The sequence below is a fragment of the Paenarthrobacter sp. NPDC089988 genome, from assembly GCF_044748465.1.
In the GTDB taxonomy this organism is placed as follows: Bacteria; Actinomycetota; Actinomycetes; order Actinomycetales; family Micrococcaceae; genus Arthrobacter.
On the sequence record NZ_JBIVGD010000008.1, the window covers coordinates 87709 to 104987 of the forward strand.

Here is a 17279-nt window from a genome sequence, read left to right on the forward strand (position 1 = left end):
TCACCATGAAGGTAGCTCTTGGACATGTTCTTGGTCAAGCGTTTTAGCAAAGGAAATTTTTGATCCGCTAAAACGCTTGACCGCTTCGATCCTTGCCAGCTAGGGTCCTTGCTACCGAAGGCATACCCACGCCCCTCGACGCCGAGCGGGCGCAGTGGGCTATGGCCACGGACGAAGTAACTCCAGCCCCTTTGACGGCGCACTTTGGCGCGCCCGGACGCACTGCTGTGTCCGTGCTGCCAGCGCGTTCTCAACCAACGAATGCTTGAGAGGAAACCGCTTCATGACGCTCGAATTCTCCCGACGAACAGTCCTGCAAGGCACCGGAGCCGGAGCTTTGGCTCTCCTCATGGGGGGCGCCGCATCCGGCGCTGCCCACGCCTCGCCGTCCTTGCGGGCCGTTTACCACATGACCCCGCCCACGGGCTGGTTGTGCGATCCGCAAAGACCCGTCTACACCAACGGCGCCTACCAGCTCTACTACCTGCACTCAAGCATCAACAACGGCCAGGGCGGCTGGGACCACGCCACCACCACGGACGGTGTTTCCTTCACCCACCACGGGGCCGTGTTGCCGCTCCAGCCAAACTTCCCGGTGTGGTCCGGTTCCGGCGTGGTGGACACGGCCAACACGGCAGGCTTTGGTGCCGGAGCCGTCGTCGTACTGGCCACCAAGCCGACCGACGGCATCCGCAGGTATCAGGAGCAATACCTGTATTGGTCCACAGACGGCGGGTTCACCTTCACTCCCCTGCCGGACCCGGTGATCGTGAATACAGACGGCCGGACGGCCACAACCCAGGCCGAGATCGACAACGCCGAGTGGTTCCGCGACCCCAAGATCCATTGGGACGCCGTCCGGGGCGAGTGGGTGTGCGTGATTGGCCGGGCCAGGTACGCGGCTTTCTATACTTCGCCGAACCTGCGGGACTGGCAATGGAAATCCAACTTCGACTACCCCAACCACGCGCTCGGCGGGATCGAGTGTCCGGACCTCTTCGAGATGACGGCCGGCGACGGCACGCGGCACTGGGTCTTCGCAGCGAGCATGGACGCCTACAGCGTGGGCCTCCCGATGACGTACGCGTACTGGACGGGAACCTGGAACGGCGCGGCCTTCCTTGCCGACAACCTCACCCCGCAGTGGCTCGACTGGGGCTGGGACTGGTACGCCGCAGTGACGTGGCCGTCCGTGGAAGCACCCGAAACCAAGCGGCTTGCCACGGCGTGGATGAACAACTGGAAATACGCCGCCCGCGACGTGCCGACGGACCCGTCGGACGGCTACAACGGACAGAACTCGATCACCCGTGAGCTCACTTTGGAGCGCCAGGGCGGCGGTTGGTATTCGCTGCTCAGCAGACCAGTGGCCGCCCTGTCCGGGTACGTCACCGCCACCACCACCCTCCCCAACCAGACCGTCAACGGCAGTTATGTCCTGCCGTGGAGCGGGCGGGCTTACGAACTGGAACTCGACGTTGCCTGGGACACCGCCGCCAACGTGGGAGTGTCGGTGGGACGTTCAGCGGATGGCTCCCGCCACACGAACATTGGCAAATACGGCGGAGACCTCTATGTGGACCGGGCGCCGTCCGACCTGGCCGGCTACTCCCTGGTGCCGTTCACGCGCGCGGCCGCGCCGATCGATGCCAACGCCCGTTCGGTGCATCTTCGCATCTTTGTGGACACCCAAAGCGTGGAAGTCTTCATCAACGCCGGGCACACGACGGTCTCGCAGCAGGTCCACTTTGCAGAGGGCGATACAGGGATCTCTTTGTACTCCGACGGCGGCCCGGCGACCTTCACGGGAATTACCATCCGCGAGTTCGGGAACCCGATCTAGCCGGTGAACGACGGCGGCAGGTCACCTGTGGTTCCTTTCGAAACCCGGGTGACCCGCCGCCGTCGTGCGTTGCGGTAATGGAGTACCGCTAGAGGTTCTCCACCAGCGAGACGTCGCGGACGGCGCCCTTGTCAGCGGACAGGGCCATCGCGGCGTAGGCGCGCAAAGCCGGCGAGACCTGGCGGTCGCGGTTCTTGGGCTTGAAACCGCCGTTGACCAGGAGCTTCTCGCGGCGCTCGGCGAGGATCTCGTCGGAGACCTTCAACTCAAGGGAGCGCTGCGTGATGTCGATGCTGATGATGTCGCCGTTCTCCACCAGGGCAATGTCGCCGCCGGAAGCAGCTTCAGGGGAAATGTGCCCGATTGACAGGCCGGAGGTGCCGCCGGAGAAACGGCCGTCCGTGATGAGGGCGCACTTCTTGCCCAGGCCGCGGCCCTTGAGGAAGGACGTGGGGTAGAGCATTTCCTGCATGCCCGGACCGCCGCGGGGACCTTCGTAGCGGATGACCACCACGTCGCCTTCCTTGACGGTCTTGTTGAGGATCATTTCCACGGCTTCGTCCTGGGACTCGCACACGATGGCCGGGCCTTCGAACTTCCAGATGGACTCGTCCACGCCGGCGGTCTTCACCACGGCGCCGTCCACTGCGATGTTGCCGCGCAGCACAGCCAGGCCGCCGTCTTTGGAGTAGGCGTGCTCCACGGAGCGGATGCAGCCACCCTCAGCGTCGGTGTCCAGGGAGGTCCATTCGTTCGACTGCGAGAACGCGGTGGAGGAACGGACGCCGCCCGGGGCCGCGTGCCACAGTGCTTTGGCTTCTTCCGTGGCCTTGCCTCCGCGGATATCCCAGTCGTCCAACCAGCCGTCCAGGTCTTCGGAGTGCACGGAGTGGACGTCCTTGTGGAGGAGTCCGCCGCGGTTCAGCTCACCCAGGAGCGCGGGGATGCCTCCGGCGCGGTGCACGTCCTCCATGTAGTAGGTCTTGTCCTTGGCGACGTTCGGGGCAACCTTGGCCAGGCAGGGTACCTGGCGGGACTTGGCGTCCATCTCGGCCAGGCCGTAGTCCACGCCGGCCTCTTGGGCAGCGGCCAGCAAGTGCAGGATGGTGTTGGTGGAGCCGCCCATGGAGATGTCCAGTGCCATGGCGTTGTCGAAGGCCTTGGCTGTGGCGATGGAGCGCGGCAGGACCGATTCGTCGTCGCCGTCGTAGTAGCGCTTGACGAGTTCGACGATCGTGGCGCCCGCCTTTTCGTACAGCGCCTTGCGCGCGGTGTGGGTGGCGAGCACGGAGCCGTTGCCCGGGAGGGACAGGCCGATCGCCTCGGTGAGGCAGTTCATGGAGTTGGCCGTGAACATACCGGAGCAGGAACCACAGGTGGGGCAGGCGTTCTCTTCGATGAGGTTGATGTCCTCATCCGAGATGGACTCGTCCACGGCGTCGGCGATCGCGTTCACCAGGTCCAGGGAGCGCACGGAACCGTCAGTCAGCGTGACGCGGCCGGCTTCCATGGGGCCACCGGAGACGAAGACTACCGGGATGTTCAGGCGCAGCGCGGCCATGAGCATGCCCGGGGTGATCTTGTCGCAGTTGGAGATGCACACCAGGGCGTCGGCGCAGTGGGCGTTGACCATGTACTCAACGGAGTCCGCGATCAGGTCGCGGGAAGGCAGCGAGTAGAGCATGCCTGAGTGGCCCATGGCAATGCCGTCATCCACGGCGATGGTGTTGAATTCGCGCGGCACGGCGCCGGCGGCCAGGATCGCGTCGGAAACGATCCGGCCCACGGGGGCAAGGTGCGTGTGGCCGGGGACGAACTCGGTGAAGGAGTTGGCCACGGCAATGATCGGCTTGCCGATGTCCGAGTTGGCGACGCCGGAAGCGCGCAGCAGTGCGCGGGCGCCGGCCATGTTGCGGCCGTGGGTGACAGTTTTTGAACGTAGTGCAGGCATGAATACCATCCTGCTGCCTCGGGACCCGGCGCAGAAGACGGCGCTGATACTAGTAGTAGGAGTAACAGAGTAATAGTATTTATGGGTGCACGATTCGGAGAGACGCAAAGAACTCGGCCTCTTCCTCAGGGCCCGGCGGGACCAGGCCCTCCGTTCCGAATACGGGCTCCCCCCGATCTCCCGGAAACGCGAGCGCGGCCTGCGCCGCGAAGAAGTCGCCTTCCTCTCCGGCGTGAGCGTCACCTGGTACACATGGCTTGAGCAGGGCCGGGACATCAGCCCCTCGAGACAGGTACTGGAGGCCATCGCCCGCGCGCTGCACCTGTCCGATACCGGGCTCGCCTACGTCCTGTCCTTGGGCGGCTATGCCTCCTCCGTTTCGACTGCGCCGGTTGCCGGCAGCGCTCCTCCACACGTGCAACGCCTGCTCGATGCCCTGGACCCGAACCCTTCGTATGCGCTCTCCCCCGATTGGGGAGTTGCCGGGTGGAACAAGGCCTACGCCGCCTTGTACCCGAACATCGCCAACGTCTCCGCCGAGGACCGGAACCTGCTGTGGCTCGTTTTCACGGATCCGTACATCCGCGACCTGCTCCCGGATTGGGACGTCACCAGCCGGCGTTTCCTGGCGGAGTTCCGCGCCGAGACCGGCCAGCGCCTGGGTGATCCGGACGTCAAGTTCCAGGTGGAGCGCCTCAAGGAAGCCAGCCCGGAGTTCCAGGAAAGCTGGGACCAGTACGACATCCTCGGTTTCGAGTCCCGTGAGCGCCAGTTCCACCACCCGGCTGTGGGCGTGCTGCACTTGGAGCACCACCAGGTTTCGCCGTCGGACCGGCCGGACCTGCACTTGGTGGTGTACACGCCGGCGCCGGGCAGCGGTGCGGGAGAACAGATCGCACGGCTGATGGAGTTGGGATCCTAGGGTCGCGGCTCCACGGCCTTAGCGCTGCCCGATCGGGCTGATGGCAAGTTCGTCGATGCGCACATGCGGCGGGCTGTCGAGGATGAAGCGCACGGCCCTGGCTACATCCCCGGCGCCAAGCATCTGCGATCGCTGTTCGGCATCCGGCACTTCGGGGCGCATGGCCAGGAAATCGGTGTCCACGTCCCCGGGGCACAGATGGCAGGCCTTGATGCCGTTGGCGCCTTCCTGGTCGTTGATGGACGCGACCAGGGCCGACAGTCCGGTCTTGCTGCTCATGTAGGCCACACCGGAGCCGGGCGAGAACCGCCAGGCGGCACGCGAGGACACCACCACAATGTTGCCGGAGCCTTCGGCCCGCATGCCGGGGAGTACCAGGTGGATGGCCCGGGCGACGCTGGTGAGGTTGGTGTCCACGATGTCCGCAAAATCCCTGATCGATTGGTCTGCCCATGTTCGGTTGGGTGCGTTGAGGCCGGCGGCAAGTACGACGGCGGCCACGCGACCCCAGTAGGCCTCGATCCTTGAGTGGGCCCCGGCCAGCGATTCAGCGTCCCTGGCGTCCGCCACCACAGCCAATGCTTCGCCGCCGGCGAGCGCGATGAGGCGTGTGGTTTCGGCGACGGCGTCGTGCCGTCGGCCCGTGACGGCCACTCGCCAACCTGCTTCGGCCGCCTCCACCGCGGCCGCGCGTCCCATGCCAGTTCCGCCACCGATGACCCACAGGATCTTGCTCGAGTCCATTCAGTGCTCCCAAATGTAAAAGTCATATCTTTCAGAATCACTGTAAGCTAATCGTATGACTAATGCAGCAGCAGTTCAGTGGGGAATTGAAGGCCGCGTGGTCGTGGTCACGGGCGCGGCCCAAGGCATCGGCCGCGTTATCGCAGAGAGCTTAGCCCGCAACGGAGCCAGGGTTGCCGCCCTGGACATCTCGCGCGAAGGCGTCGAAGCCGTTGCCGCCGAACTGGCCGAGGCTGGCGCCGCCGTCGTCGGTATCTCCTGCGACGTCACCAACAGCGCCTCGGTGCAGGAAGCTGTGGAACGGACTGCCGGGCACTTCGGCGGGATCGACGTCCTGGTCAACAACGCGGGAATCAATGTTGAAGGCACGGTGGAGGAGCTTGAAGACACGGCGTGGCAACGCTGCTTCGATGTCAACGTCACCGGCGTGGCACGCATGTGCAAGGCCGTCATTCCCTACCTCAAGGAGAGCGCCCACGGCCGGGTGATCAACGCGGCGTCCTTCGCCGCGATTGTGCCCAGCATCGGCAGCGCCGCCTACGCGGCGTCCAAGGCCGCCGTCGTGCAATTCACCAAAGTGCTCGCCGGAGAACTGGGCCCCTGGAACGTCACCGTCAACGCGTACGCCCCCGGAATGATCCCCACCGGCATGAACGGCTTTGCCACTATGCCCCAAGAAGCGCAGGACCGTTTGCTGAACACGCTGACGCTGCGGAAGTGGGGCGAGCCACAGGAGGTGGCCGATCTCCTGCTGTTCCTCGCCAGCGACGCTTCGCGGTACATCACGGGAACCCTGATCGACGTCAGCGGAGGAAAACTCGCCACGCAAATCCCATCCAAAGCCTACGACGCCGCGGACGCCCGCGCGTGACGGAACAGCCGCGCCCCTTCCCGGGACTGCATGACCAGGTCCTGGACAGCCTGGGGAAGGAAATCTGCTCCGGCGAGCGGGCACCGGGCAGCACCCTGACCCTGGAGGAACTGGAACGAACCCACGGGGTCTCGCGGTCGGTGGCCCGGGAAACGGTGCGGGTCCTGGAATCCATGCAGTTAGTGGTCTCGCGCCGCAGGGTGGGGATCAAGGTGTTGGATCCGGACCAGTGGAACCTGTTCGAGCCACGGATCATTCGCTGGCGCATGCAATCACCGCAACGGCCCGAGCAACTGGCAGCACTCGTTGGACTCCGCCTCGCCGTAGAGCCCGAGTCTGCACGCCTCGCCGCCCTGAACGCCACGCCCGGCCAGGCGGCGGAGCTGGTGGCGTTGGCTGGACGCATGTGGGCCGCCGGCGAAGAAGGCAACCTGGAAGCGTTCCTGGAACTCGACGTCCAGTACCACGCGCTCATGCTCGAATGCTCGGGCAATCCGATGTTCGTCCAGCTGCAGGGACTCATCAGCGAGTTTCTTGAGGGTTGGCATGCCGGCGGGCTTGGCCCGGGCCATCCGCACCCCGTGGCCCTGCAGCTCCACTCGGATGTGGCCACCGCCGTTCAGCGCCGCGAACCGGAAGCCGCTTTTGCCACCATGCGGAACCTGCTCACCCGCAGCGCCGACGAAGCCAGCTGAAGGCGCGTTCCGCCGTCGTACCCTACGTGCGCTCCTTGCCGCCCGCCCATACCAGGGTTGCCATCCACACCAGGGCGGCGAGTGCGGCGTACCCGGCCGTGATGGCGGGAAGGCTGAGGGCCCGGCTAAGCTGCCCGGCCACGAGGCTGGGAAGCGCCGAGCCTGTGTAGGAGATCGCGTAGATCACCGCCAGGAGCCCGGCACGTTCCTTGGGGAGGGCGTGGGGCAGGAGCGTGTTCATGCTGCCCGAGGTGGCGATGCCCATGCCCACGCCGCCCACCACCCCGGCACCGATGAAGAGTGCCAGGATCCCCGCCGTGCTGGCGAACGCCAGGCCTGCGCCCGCTGCGGCAACCAAGGCCATCCCCCACCGCTGGGCCGTTCCAGGAGCCAGCCGCCCGGCAATGAACCCGCCGAGGAAGCCTGGCGCCATGCAGGAGGCAAAGACGGCCGCGGCGATAATGGGGCTGTGCGAGCCGAGGTTGTCGGCCGCAATGGAGGGCCCGAACGAGTTGAAGTAGCCGCCGAAGGCCCACGTGGCCACGAAAACGCCTGACGCGAGGGGCAGATGCCGTTTCGCGGCGGCGGGTACGGCCAGGTTCGGCACCAGTGAACGCCAGGCACCACCCACGCGCTTGACAGTCTCCGGCCGCGTGGCCAGTGCGATGGCGCAGGCGATAAGGACCAGTGCGAACGCACAGAAGGTCAGCTGGCGGGGAGCGGGAGCGAACTCCACCAAAACGCCGGAAAGAAACACGCCAAAGGAGAGTCCCACCGTGGCCCCGGCCGTAGTGACAGCGGCAACGAGCCATCCCGGTCGACGTGGCGCGGTGTCCACGACGTAGGCGCCAATGGCACTCGACGCGACGCCGGCGGCGAGTCCTTGGAGGGAGCGGCCAAGCAGCAGGGGCAGGAAGCTGTGGACCCACAAGAGGGTGACGCAGCCGAGGACGGCAAGCGTCAGCGCCGCGATCGACACCGGGCGCCGGCCGAAATGGTTCGAGAGCCGGCCAAGGAAGAGCAGGGCAAAGACCGCGCAGCAGAAATAGGCAACGGCCACCAGCGAGAACTGGTCGTTCGTGAGGCCGTCTGCAACGCGGTAGGTGTCATACAAGGGGATGACGGCGGCACCGGCGGCGAAGACGCTGACGAAGGAGGCGGTTGCGGCGATGAAGCCGCGGCCATCCTTGGTGGGCGCGCTTGCTGTGGTGCGCGAGGTGGTTGGGGCGCTCACGGGGCGGTTAGCAATTCGGCGGTCATGCTTTCCACGCTACGGTGGCATCCCGCGCGCAGGGAGTCACTGGCGTTACCCCTACAACCCACTCCCCCTTTGACGTTGCGCAGGTCACGTTCTATGCTTTATGAATCGATTCAAGATGTAACCCTCCTCACGCTGCGTAAGCGGGGAAGAGCTCTTGTTCCTTGCCAATGACGGATAAAGGAGACTCACGAATGAGCGTCATGCACCGACGGGACATCCAGCCCACGTTTGAGACCGCCCCTCTCGAAAACGGACCAGGCCAGAAAGACCCCAAGAAGGCCGCCATGAGCGGTTGGATTGGAAGCGCACTCGAGTACTACGACTTCGCCTTGTACTCGCTGGCCGCGACGCTTCTGTTCCCCACGATCTTCTTCCCCAGCGAAAACCCCACCGTGGGCATCATCGCTTCCCTGGCAACCTACGCCGTGGGCTACGTTTCCCGGCCGATCGGCGCAGTGGTCCTGGGTGCCTACGGCGACAAGCATGGACGCAAGAAAGTCCTTGTGTTTGCCATGCTGCTCATGGGCTTCGCCACCTTCGCCGTCGGCCTCCTGCCTACGTATGGACAGGTAGGACTCCTGGCCCCCGTACTGCTGGTGACCCTCCGCCTCATCCAGGGATTCGCCGTGGCAGGCGAGCTTGGCGGGGCCAGCGCCATGATCGTGGAGCACTCCCCCGACGCACGCCGCGGCTTCTTTGCCAGCTTCAGCCTGCAGGGCACCCAGGTTGGTTCCATCCTGGCCACGGCCGTCCTGATCCCGCTCGCTTCCCTGCTTCCCGATGACCAGTTCCACTCCTGGGGTTGGCGCATCCCGTTCCTGTTGAGCGCCGTAGTAATCCTGGCGGGCTACATCATCCGCCGCCGCGTCACGGAACCGCCCGCGTACCTGGCACAGTCCGAGGCAACCCCGGCCAAGCGCCGCTTCCCGCTGTTCGACCTTCTGCGTACCCATCCATGGGTCCTGGTCCGCTGCATCGCCATGACCTTCACCAACGTCATCGGCATGGCCACCCTCATCTTCGGCGTCTCCTTCGCCACCCAAAAGGGGTACGGCATCGGCTTCACCAGCAGCGAGTTCCTCTGGGTCACCATGGCTGCCAACGTTGCCGCCGTCGTCACCATCCCGGTTTTCGGTGCCCTGTCCGACCGCATGGGCCGGCGGACCCTCATGGTTGCCGGTGGCATTGTGGGAGGCCTGCTCACCATGGGTTACCTGTATGCGATCCAGCTGGGCAGCCTGCCCCTGGTGTTCGTGTGCGTCGTGATCGTCCAGGGCATCTTCTTCCAGATGTGGAACGGCACCTTCGCCACGTTCTTCCAGGAGCAGTTCCCCATGCGGATGCGCGTCACCGGTTTCGCCGTTTCGCAGAACATCGGGCTCATGATCGCGTCCTTCTTCCCGAGCCTGTTCACCGCGATCGCTCCTCCGGGGTCCGCGAACATCCCGCTGGTCATCGGCCTGACCACCCTCGGCATCTGCCTCGTCTCCGCCGTGGCCACCCTGCTCTCCTCGGACACCAAGGGCAAGACGCTGGACGAGCTGGAAACCAACTGACCCAGCGGCCGGCCGGCGGCAGGTACGACGGCGGGCGGTCACCTTTCAAGCGGACGGCAAGTGCCGTCGTCGTATCCCACGGCGACGGCACTTGCCGTCCGTGTGCCCGCGGAGGACCATCGAATTTATCCATGTGTTCCTTGGATGGTGGTGTGGCGATGAAACCCAAGACGCTGCTGCTGGCCCTAAGCCTGGCCCACGGCGTCGTTTCCACCATGTCCGACGTCAACGACTTCCTCGCAGCACTCTTCGGCGGCAAGCTGGTCTCCGCCGCCTCCCTGGCCGAGATGCAGAAAACCGTGGTCCAGCCGTTCGGGCTCGGAATCATCAGCTGGACCGAAGACTGCAGCGGCAAGCCGCGCTACTTTGGCCGTGGCGGATTCCTCGACTTCCGGACCATAGCCATGAGCTCTGCCGACGGGCGCTACCAGGCGACCATGACGCTGGCCTCACCTCCCCTGGCAACACCGCTGGAGGATCCCGACACGGACAGGGAAAGGGATCTCTGGAGCGACCAGATCCAGTCCGCCTTGCTTGAAACCCTTGACCGGCTCTGCCAGCAAACATGACACCCACCATGATGTCCGCCCGCGCATGGATTGGCACTGTCTTCTTCCTGTTCCTTGCGCCCGGAGTCGTGGCGGGGCTGGTGCCGTGGACCATTTCCGGCTGGCGGCGGCACGACTGGGGTGAGGCCTGGATTGTCGAGCCGATCGCCCTGGTGGCCATCGCCGTCGGGATTGCCTTCCTGCTGTACGCGTTTGCACTCTTCGCCATCCACCGTGGGACTCCGGCCCCGGTTGCCCCCACCGAGACGCTGGTGGTCACGGGCGTCTACCGCTTCGTCCGGAACCCGATGTACCTGGCGGTCCTCGCCATCATTCTGGGGCAGGCCCTGCTGTTCGCAAATTGGTGGGTAGCGTTCTATGCCGCATTGGTATTCCTCGCCGTCTTCACCTTCGTGAAGGGTTACGAGGAACCGACACTCACCGAAAGGTACGGCGAGCAGTACCTCGACTATCGGCGCCACGTACCCGGCTGGTGGCCCCGCTTCACACCGTGGCGCGGGGAAGAAGGCGCACAGTAGGCTGTCCGGGGTAAACGGAAGCGGGCGGCAAGGGGAGTTCAATGACCGCGAAAGTACGTTGGGGCATCCTGGGCGGCGCACGCATTGTCCGCAAGACCATTCCGGCGCTGCAGGCGACGGCGAACGGCGAGGTAGTGGGGATTGCTTCCCGTTCTGAAGTGAAAGCCAAGGAATTGGCGGACAAGCACGGCATTCCGCAGGCTTTCGGTTCCTACGAAGAACTGCTGGCCTCCCCCGACATTGACGCGGTCTACCTTCCGCTGCCCAACGCGCTGCACCATGAATGGATCCTGAAGTCCCTCGACGCAGGAAAGCACGTCCTCTGCGAGAAACCCTTGGCCATGAATGCCGCCGAATGCGAAGACATCGCGCGCAAGGCCGACAACTCGGGGCTCAAAGTCCTTGAGGGCTTCATGTACCGCTTCCATCCCCGGTTCGAGAAGCTGCAGGAGCTCCTGGAGGCCGGAGCCGTGGGGACCTTGACGTTCGTCCACGTTGCCCATTCCTTCGACGCCGGTGGAGACGACAACATCCGCTGGTACGCCGGGCTGGGCGGCGGCGCGCTCTTCGACACCGGCTGCTACTGCGTCAATGCGGCCCGGATGGTCACCGGCCAAGAGCCCACCGCCGTGGAAGCCTTCGCCAACGTGCGCGAAGCCAGCGACGACGGACTGATCGACACCAGCATCGCCGGGATCATGCGTTTCGCGGGCAACGCCACCGCGCTGTTCGATACCGGCGTCAACCTGGAACGCCGCAACTTCCTGGAGATCACGGGCACCGAAGGCCGGTTGTACCTGGACAACCCGTTCGGGCTCCTGGAAGAGGATTCCGTCCTTGAGGAGCACCACTTCGGGCAGGACCCCGTCCATCACCACATCAAAGGCCGGAACCACTTTGTGCGGATGGGCGAACACTTCGCGGACACCGTCCTGAACGGCACCCCGCTCCGCTACGACCTCACGGACGCGGCGAACAACGCCCGCGCGTTGGTCGCACTCCGGGACGCTGCCGGGAAGCACATCGAGGCCTGACACCCGGGCACTAGGTGCAGGTGAGGTTGCCCTTGAGGACCTTGCCAGTCCAGGCATTGGAGGTGCCGGGAACCTTGTAATACCCGCGGATCTCGTAGGACCACGTGCCGATGACCTCGTAGCCGGAGGTGTACGTCTTGCCGGCAGCCTTGCTGAGGTCGCCCGTGAATTCGAGGTTGCCCGAGCGGTCGAAAATCTTGACTTCGTGGTAGTTGGCGTTGGCCACCGTGCTGAACGAATTCACCGTCACGGTGGCCCGGATGCCGAAAGTGCAGCTCATGGTGACATTGGCGGTCGCAGGGGCTGCGAGGCTCGCTGTCGAGAATTGGGGAGCGGCCTGTTCCGTATCCCGGAACGCAGCCATTGCCGCCGTCGAACCCGAAAACACGCCAGCCGCCACAACCACGGCCACAGCTACGCTGCGCAGGAAGGTGAAGCGGCTTTTCACGACTGGTCCTTTCGCTTGGCGTGACGGGTGGTTACTTGGTGGTTTCGGTGCGTTGGGTGCCGGTGAAGGAGAAGGCGATGGTGGAGGTGGCGCCTTGGAAGGTGTTGTCCGCGGTGGTGGGGAACGCGGTGGTGACCTTGAGGTTGTCGGTCTTGGCCGAGGTCAGGGACGTCAGGTTGTTCAGGACCTTGTTCGCGCCGATCACCGGGGCCGAGGCCAGCACAGTGGTCTTGGTCCCTGCGCAGGTGTACGGGGCAGCGGACCCGGTCCACGGAACGGAGCAGTTCTCGATGGTCAACTGCAAACCATTCACCGTGTCGGTCGTCAACAGCGAGGCGGTGGCGCCGGCTGAGGTGGTGAGGGTGACGTTGTTCAGGTCCGAGTTGCCGGTGTTCGCCAGGGTGACGAGCTTTTCGACCTTGTCACCGGGCAGCAGCCCAGCGACCGGGACGTTCAGGGTGTTCGAAGCTCCGGTGCCCAGGGCGATGGTCACGGTCCCGGCGGTCACGGCCTGGGAAGCGGAGGTGGAGGAAGTGAACGCACCGTAAGTGCCCATTCCGGCGACGGCGGCAGCGGTGCCGACCAGGGCGACGGAGGCGAGGATCTTGCCGGAAGTGGTCTTGAGGCTGATGGCCATCTGAATCAGTGTCCTTTCAAAGGTGGCCACCGTTTCCCCGGACGGCCGTTCTCTTGTTTCCAGCCTTTCCGGCTGACAAGAAATACTTTGACGGCCCCACCTCAAGACGGGACGCTGCAAACCCACAGCGTCCCGTCAGGAAAACCTCAAGACTTCCTCAAGCAGGCAACTCGAGCCTGAAACCACAGTCCAGGCACTGCAGCACCTTGGTTCCCAACCGCACATCGAGGAGGACCAACTCCTCGCCCGGCACTGGTTTCGCGGTCACGCTGCGCCTGACTTCGATGGGAATCCTGGTCATGGGCTCACCGCAATGGAGGTAGCTGTCGCCGAAGAGGATGAGCCCCTCAAGGTTGGCCTTGGTGTTGAGCTTCGCGGCGACCTCGCGGAAAGGGGTGAAGTGGGAGAGGACTGAGCCGCAGTCCGCGCAGCTGTAGGACACCGCCACCAGCAGCCCTACCGTGTGGGCCCGGACGGACTCAATCGAGTGGAGCACCAAGTGCTCGTCCGAGCCGCACGTTGAGCACCACATCCGCTCCCCCTGCGGCACGGACATTTCGCCCGATGGAGTTGGATCCTTTGCCATGGCTGCACCTCACATAAGTAAGCATCCTTACTAAATTCTACCGCAGTGAGGGCCCAATGATGCCTAATTGCTCCAACCGCGCCGCCATGCCGGCGCCGTCGGGGGCATAAATCTAAGGAACTCCTGGAGTTGGCTGGGCGTCGGACGAGCGGCCACCGGCAAGCACCGCCTCGCCCGCTGACAGTTGACGGATGGCGATCGCCTTCACGTTCTCCGGGTGCCGCTGGGCAAACTCGGAGTAGATGGCAACATCGTGCTGCCCGTCGTCACCCACCAGCAGCCACTTGATGCCCGGAAACTCCTCGGCGAGGCGTTCCAAGCTGCCCTGCTTGTGCTCCTTCCCGCTCCGGAACCAGCGATCCGTAGTGGGTCCCCAGTCGGTGAGGAGCTTGGGCCCCGCCGGGTAAAGGTTGCGGGAGAGGAATCGCGAGATCGCGGGAGCCACGTTCCATGCACCGGTGGACAAGTAAAGAACGGGCGCCTCAGGGGCGTTCCGCGTAATCCGCTCGTACAGCACGGCCATGCCCGGAGTCGGGGTGCGCGCATGCTCGTTGAGGACGAACGTGTTCCACGCCGCCAGGAACGGGCGCGGCAGCGCGGTGACCATCACGGTGTCGTCAATGTCGGAGACAAGGCCGAAATCCGCCTCGTCCGGGACCACCTGGACGGGCGCCTCAACCACCTTGGAGGCCCCGGCCTGCAGGGTCACCGTGTGCCAACCGGGTGCAAAGCCAGCCGGAATCCTGGCGTCAACAACCCCGCCGCGGTCCGCCTCGACGTCGTACTCCACACCGTCAACGGTGATGCGGACGGCGGCGTGCGCCACCGGGGCGCTCGTGAAGTTGCGCCACCCGCGCAAGCCGTCCGTGAGCGGCTTCCGCTTCCCGTCCACCGACCCGTTGCCGGCAAAGCGCGGGTCGCTGCGGACTACTCGCGCCAGCACCCGGACCCAGGACGTCGACCCATAGCCGGTATGCGGGATGACGGTGACCACGTGTCCACGGCGGATGGCGAGCTTGTTCTGGAACCTCAGCCACGCGTCGTCGATCCTTGCAGCCAAGTGCCGCCGGCCCGAGGTGGCGTACGACGGCGGGTGGCCGGCTCCGGCGGGCCGGGACGGTGTGCGCGGTGTCTGGGAACGTGAACGCATGGCTCCAGTCTGGCACGGCTCGTCAGGCGAAGAGGTCCACGGCTATGCGTCGACTGCCGGAGGTACGAGGACAAGCTTGCCTGCGAATTTCTTGGAGATGAAGTCTTCTTGGGCGCGGTGGATATCGCTGAGCGGATAGGTTCGGGAAATCAGGGGGTGAATGTGGCCTTGGTTGATGTAGCGCACCAGGTTTTCGAAGACCTCGTCCTCCTGGAAAGTGCAGCCAAACAGGGAAAGGTCATTGAGGTAGATGGTCCGCAGGTCCACTTCCGCGAGGGGACCGCCGATGGCCCCGGCGATGGCGTAGCGGCCACCGCGGCGCAGCAGCGACAGCAGTCCCGAAACCCCATCCCCGCCGACCACGTCCACCACCACGTCGACAGAACGCGCGCCCAGGACCTGGGTCAGGTCGGCGCCTCGGTCGATCACTTGGTCGGCGCCGACGTCGCGTACGACGTCGGCCTTGCTCGGCGAGCAGATCGCGATGACCTCGGCACCACGGAGTTTGGCGAGCTGGACCGCAGCCAGCCCAACACCGCCGGAAGCGCCGGTAATGACCACCCGTTCCGCCCGCAGGTTGGCCCGGTGGAGCATGCCTTCCGCGGTGGAGTAAGCGATCGAAATGGCACCAAGCTCCACCGGGGAGAGCTCCGATTCGACTGTGTAGGCCTCGGCGGATGGAGCCACTGCAAACTGGGCAAAACCACCGTCGCAGTCACTGCCGTACGTCCAGCACTCAAACGGGCGGCGGTCCACGTAATGGCGCATCAGGTTGCGCACAATCACCCGGTCCCCGAGGCGGGCCGCGTCGACGCCGTCACCGACGGCCACGACCTTGCCGTAGACGTCCCCTCCCTGGATGCGCGGAAAGTTCAGGGGCACTCCAGACCACGACGCGTCATCGTCGTCAGCGGCGTCGGCGTTTGCCGTCGCCGTTGAATTCGTATCGCCGGTCACCGCCTTCGAGTACCAGCCAATGCGCGTGTTGATGTCCGTGTTATTGACGCCGGCAGCCTCTACCTGGATCAAGACCTCATCGGCTTGCGGCGAAGGAACAGGAACATCGGTGCGGTACTCGAGCTTTTCCGGGCCGCCGTGTCCGGTCAGCAAAACGGCACTCATGGTGGTGGGCAGGGTCATCATCGATCCCTTTCGAAAGGTTTGGGTCAGAAAGTCATCCACTAGCTGGATGGTTTGGTCATTTTATTCATACGCAGCTCCCCGTGGCAATGGTTCGGTTTACCGTTGACAATTGCTCACACGGGTAACTATGTTGAACATCACGTTCAGCTCTTGAACGATGCCGACCCCCACTTATCCGGCTGCGGACACCACGCTTGCCTCTGAACAGGAGACCCTCATGAAAATCGAACGCATTGAGCTCTTCCAGGTTGACCTGCCTTACTCGGGAGGCACGTACAACCTCTCGGGCGGCAGGACCTACCAGTCCTTTGACGCTTCGATCGTCAAGATCACCGCCGACGACGGGACGGTCGGATGGGGCGAAAGCACACCCTTCGGTTCCACCTACATCGCCGCCCATGCCCTCGGGACCAGGGCGGGCATTGCCGAATTGGCTCCATCACTCCTGGGCCGGGACCCGCGCCGGGTAGACCGGAACTACGACATGATGGACGCCACGCTCGTGGGGCACAACCACGCGAAGACTCCGCTGGACATCGCCTGCTGGGACATCTTCGGCAAATCCACAGGGTTGCCCGTGTACGAATTGCTGGGAGGTGGAACCGGCACTCCGATGGTCATGATTTCCTCGATCCACGTGGGCGAACCCGAAGAGATGCGGGCCAGGGTTGCCGACCACAGGGCCAGGGGCTACCTTGGCCATTCCATCAAGATCGGTACTCCGGACAGCGAAGGCGGACCGGCCATCGATGCCGCGCGCATCACCGCGTGCCTGGCGGACAGGCAACCGGGCGAGTTCTTCCTGGTGGACGCCAACGGCGGCATGACGCCGGAAAGCGCCCTGCGCATGCTGGCGTTAATGCCCGCCGGCCTGGATTTCGTGATCGAAGCGCCCTGTGCCACGTGGCGCGAAACCATGTCCCTGCGCCAGCGCTGCCCCTACCCGATCATCCTTGACGAACTGGCCCAGCAAGACAGCGATCTGGCCTGGGCAATTGCCAACGACGTCGCGGACGGCATTGGCTTGAAGATCTCCAAGGCCGGTGGATTAACGCCCGGCCGCCGCCAACGCGACATTGCCCGCGCCGCCGGGATGACCATCAGCGTGCAGGACACGGTGGGTTCAGCCATCGCTTTCGCAGGCATCGCCCAACTGGGCGCGACAGTACCCGAGAAGCTGCTCCGTTGCGTGCTCAATTGCGATGACATGGTCACGCTCAAGACCGCGGAGTTCAACTTCATCCAGCGGGATGGCGGAATCCTTCCCCCGGAAGCCCCAGGTCTCGGCATTACCGTCAACGAAGAAGTTCTGGGCCAGCCCGTAGCGGTCTGGGGCGACTAGCACGCAACG

At 64.7% G+C, this 17279-nt stretch carries 16 protein-coding genes and 1 pseudogene; 9 read left to right on the top strand and 8 right to left on the bottom strand.

From position 1 onward, the window contains the following. The first annotated feature begins 283 nt into the window (after positions 1 to 283). Complete coding sequence (locus ACIPV6_RS11420) at positions 284 to 1843, top strand: glycoside hydrolase family 32 protein (protein WP_400270989.1); 1560 nt, start codon at positions 284 to 286, stop codon at positions 1841 to 1843. A gap of 88 nt (positions 1844 to 1931) precedes the next feature. On the opposite strand, the gene ilvD is transcribed toward ACIPV6_RS11420, so the two are convergent. Then, complete coding sequence (gene ilvD / locus ACIPV6_RS11425) at positions 1932 to 3794, bottom strand: dihydroxy-acid dehydratase (protein WP_400270990.1); 1863 nt, start codon at positions 3792 to 3794, stop codon at positions 1932 to 1934. 85 nt (positions 3795 to 3879) lie between these two features. Here ilvD and ACIPV6_RS11430 point away from each other — a divergent pair, with 85 nt between their 5' ends. Beyond that, complete coding sequence (locus ACIPV6_RS11430) at positions 3880 to 4716, top strand: helix-turn-helix transcriptional regulator (RefSeq protein WP_400270991.1); 837 nt, start codon at positions 3880 to 3882, stop codon at positions 4714 to 4716. A gap of 18 nt (positions 4717 to 4734) precedes the next feature. On the opposite strand, the gene ACIPV6_RS11435 is transcribed toward ACIPV6_RS11430, so the two are convergent. After that, positions 4735 to 5460, bottom strand: coding sequence for an SDR family oxidoreductase (locus tag ACIPV6_RS11435; protein ID WP_400270992.1), 726 nt, complete (start codon positions 5458 to 5460; stop codon positions 4735 to 4737). A 55-nt stretch (positions 5461 to 5515) separates the two neighbouring features. Between ACIPV6_RS11435 and ACIPV6_RS11440 the strand changes: the two genes are divergently transcribed. Together ACIPV6_RS11440 and ACIPV6_RS11445 are read left to right on the top strand one after the other, a co-directional pair. Beyond that, on the top strand, positions 5516 to 6331 hold the full coding sequence (locus tag ACIPV6_RS11440) for an SDR family NAD(P)-dependent oxidoreductase (RefSeq protein ID WP_400270993.1): 816 nt from the start codon (positions 5516 to 5518) through the stop codon (positions 6329 to 6331). Next, complete coding sequence (locus ACIPV6_RS11445) at positions 6328 to 7026, top strand: FadR/GntR family transcriptional regulator (protein ID WP_400270994.1); 699 nt, start codon at positions 6328 to 6330, stop codon at positions 7024 to 7026. Before ACIPV6_RS11440 ends, ACIPV6_RS11445 begins: the two co-directional genes overlap by 4 nt. A gap of 22 nt (positions 7027 to 7048) precedes the next feature. Here the strand turns inward: ACIPV6_RS11445 and ACIPV6_RS11450 are convergent, their stop codons facing one another. Beyond that, entirely contained in the window at positions 7049 to 8260 is a 1212-nt protein-coding gene (locus tag ACIPV6_RS11450; protein ID WP_400270995.1) for an MFS transporter, read from the bottom strand. Between the two features lie 218 nt (positions 8261 to 8478). On the opposite strand from ACIPV6_RS11450, the gene ACIPV6_RS11455 reads away from it, so the two are divergent. The 4 genes from ACIPV6_RS11455 (at position 8479) to ACIPV6_RS11470 (ending at position 11964) form a co-directional block, all read left to right on the top strand. Continuing rightward, positions 8479 to 9843 carry an MFS transporter gene (locus ACIPV6_RS11455; RefSeq protein ID WP_400270996.1) on the top strand — a complete coding sequence of 455 codons (1365 nt, stop codon included), beginning with the start codon at positions 8479 to 8481 and terminating at the stop codon, positions 9841 to 9843. 152 nt (positions 9844 to 9995) lie between these two features. Next, positions 9996 to 10412, top strand: a complete 417-nt coding sequence (locus ACIPV6_RS11460; RefSeq protein WP_400270997.1) for a hypothetical protein — start codon at positions 9996 to 9998, stop codon at positions 10410 to 10412. Next, positions 10409 to 10930 carry a methyltransferase family protein gene (locus ACIPV6_RS11465; RefSeq protein WP_400270998.1) on the top strand — a complete coding sequence of 174 codons (522 nt, stop codon included), beginning with the start codon at positions 10409 to 10411 and terminating at the stop codon, positions 10928 to 10930. The genes ACIPV6_RS11460 and ACIPV6_RS11465 overlap by 4 nt, the downstream gene beginning before the upstream one ends. Positions 10931 to 10971: 41 nt before the next feature. Next, positions 10972 to 11964, top strand: a complete 993-nt coding sequence (locus ACIPV6_RS11470) for a Gfo/Idh/MocA family protein (RefSeq protein ID WP_400270999.1) — start codon at positions 10972 to 10974, stop codon at positions 11962 to 11964. 10 nt (positions 11965 to 11974) lie between these two features. Here the strand turns inward: ACIPV6_RS11470 and ACIPV6_RS11475 are convergent, their stop codons facing one another. The 5 genes and pseudogenes from ACIPV6_RS11475 to ACIPV6_RS11495 form a co-directional block, all read right to left on the bottom strand. Next, the gene (locus tag ACIPV6_RS11475) at positions 11975 to 12412 is read right to left on the bottom strand and encodes a hypothetical protein (RefSeq protein ID WP_400271000.1); all 438 of its coding nucleotides are present in this window, start codon (positions 12410 to 12412) and stop codon (positions 11975 to 11977) included. A 31-nt stretch (positions 12413 to 12443) separates the two neighbouring features. Further along, entirely contained in the window at positions 12444 to 13049 is a 606-nt protein-coding gene (locus ACIPV6_RS11480) for a TasA family protein (protein ID WP_400271001.1), read from the bottom strand. Between the two features lie 157 nt (positions 13050 to 13206). Further along, on the bottom strand, positions 13207 to 13635 hold the full coding sequence (locus ACIPV6_RS11485; RefSeq protein WP_400271002.1) for a hypothetical protein: 429 nt from the start codon (positions 13633 to 13635) through the stop codon (positions 13207 to 13209). 37 nt (positions 13636 to 13672) lie between these two features. Further along, a pseudogene (locus ACIPV6_RS11490) lies at positions 13673 to 14785 on the bottom strand (App1 family protein). A gap of 42 nt (positions 14786 to 14827) precedes the next feature. Further along, on the bottom strand, positions 14828 to 15925 hold the full coding sequence (locus ACIPV6_RS11495; RefSeq protein ID WP_400271003.1) for an alcohol dehydrogenase family protein: 1098 nt from the start codon (positions 15923 to 15925) through the stop codon (positions 14828 to 14830). A 220-nt stretch (positions 15926 to 16145) separates the two neighbouring features. On the opposite strand from ACIPV6_RS11495, the gene ACIPV6_RS11500 reads away from it, so the two are divergent. Beyond that, on the top strand, positions 16146 to 17270 hold the full coding sequence (locus tag ACIPV6_RS11500; protein WP_400271004.1) for a mandelate racemase/muconate lactonizing enzyme family protein: 1125 nt from the start codon (positions 16146 to 16148) through the stop codon (positions 17268 to 17270). Positions 17271 to 17279: the final 9 nt, after the last annotated feature.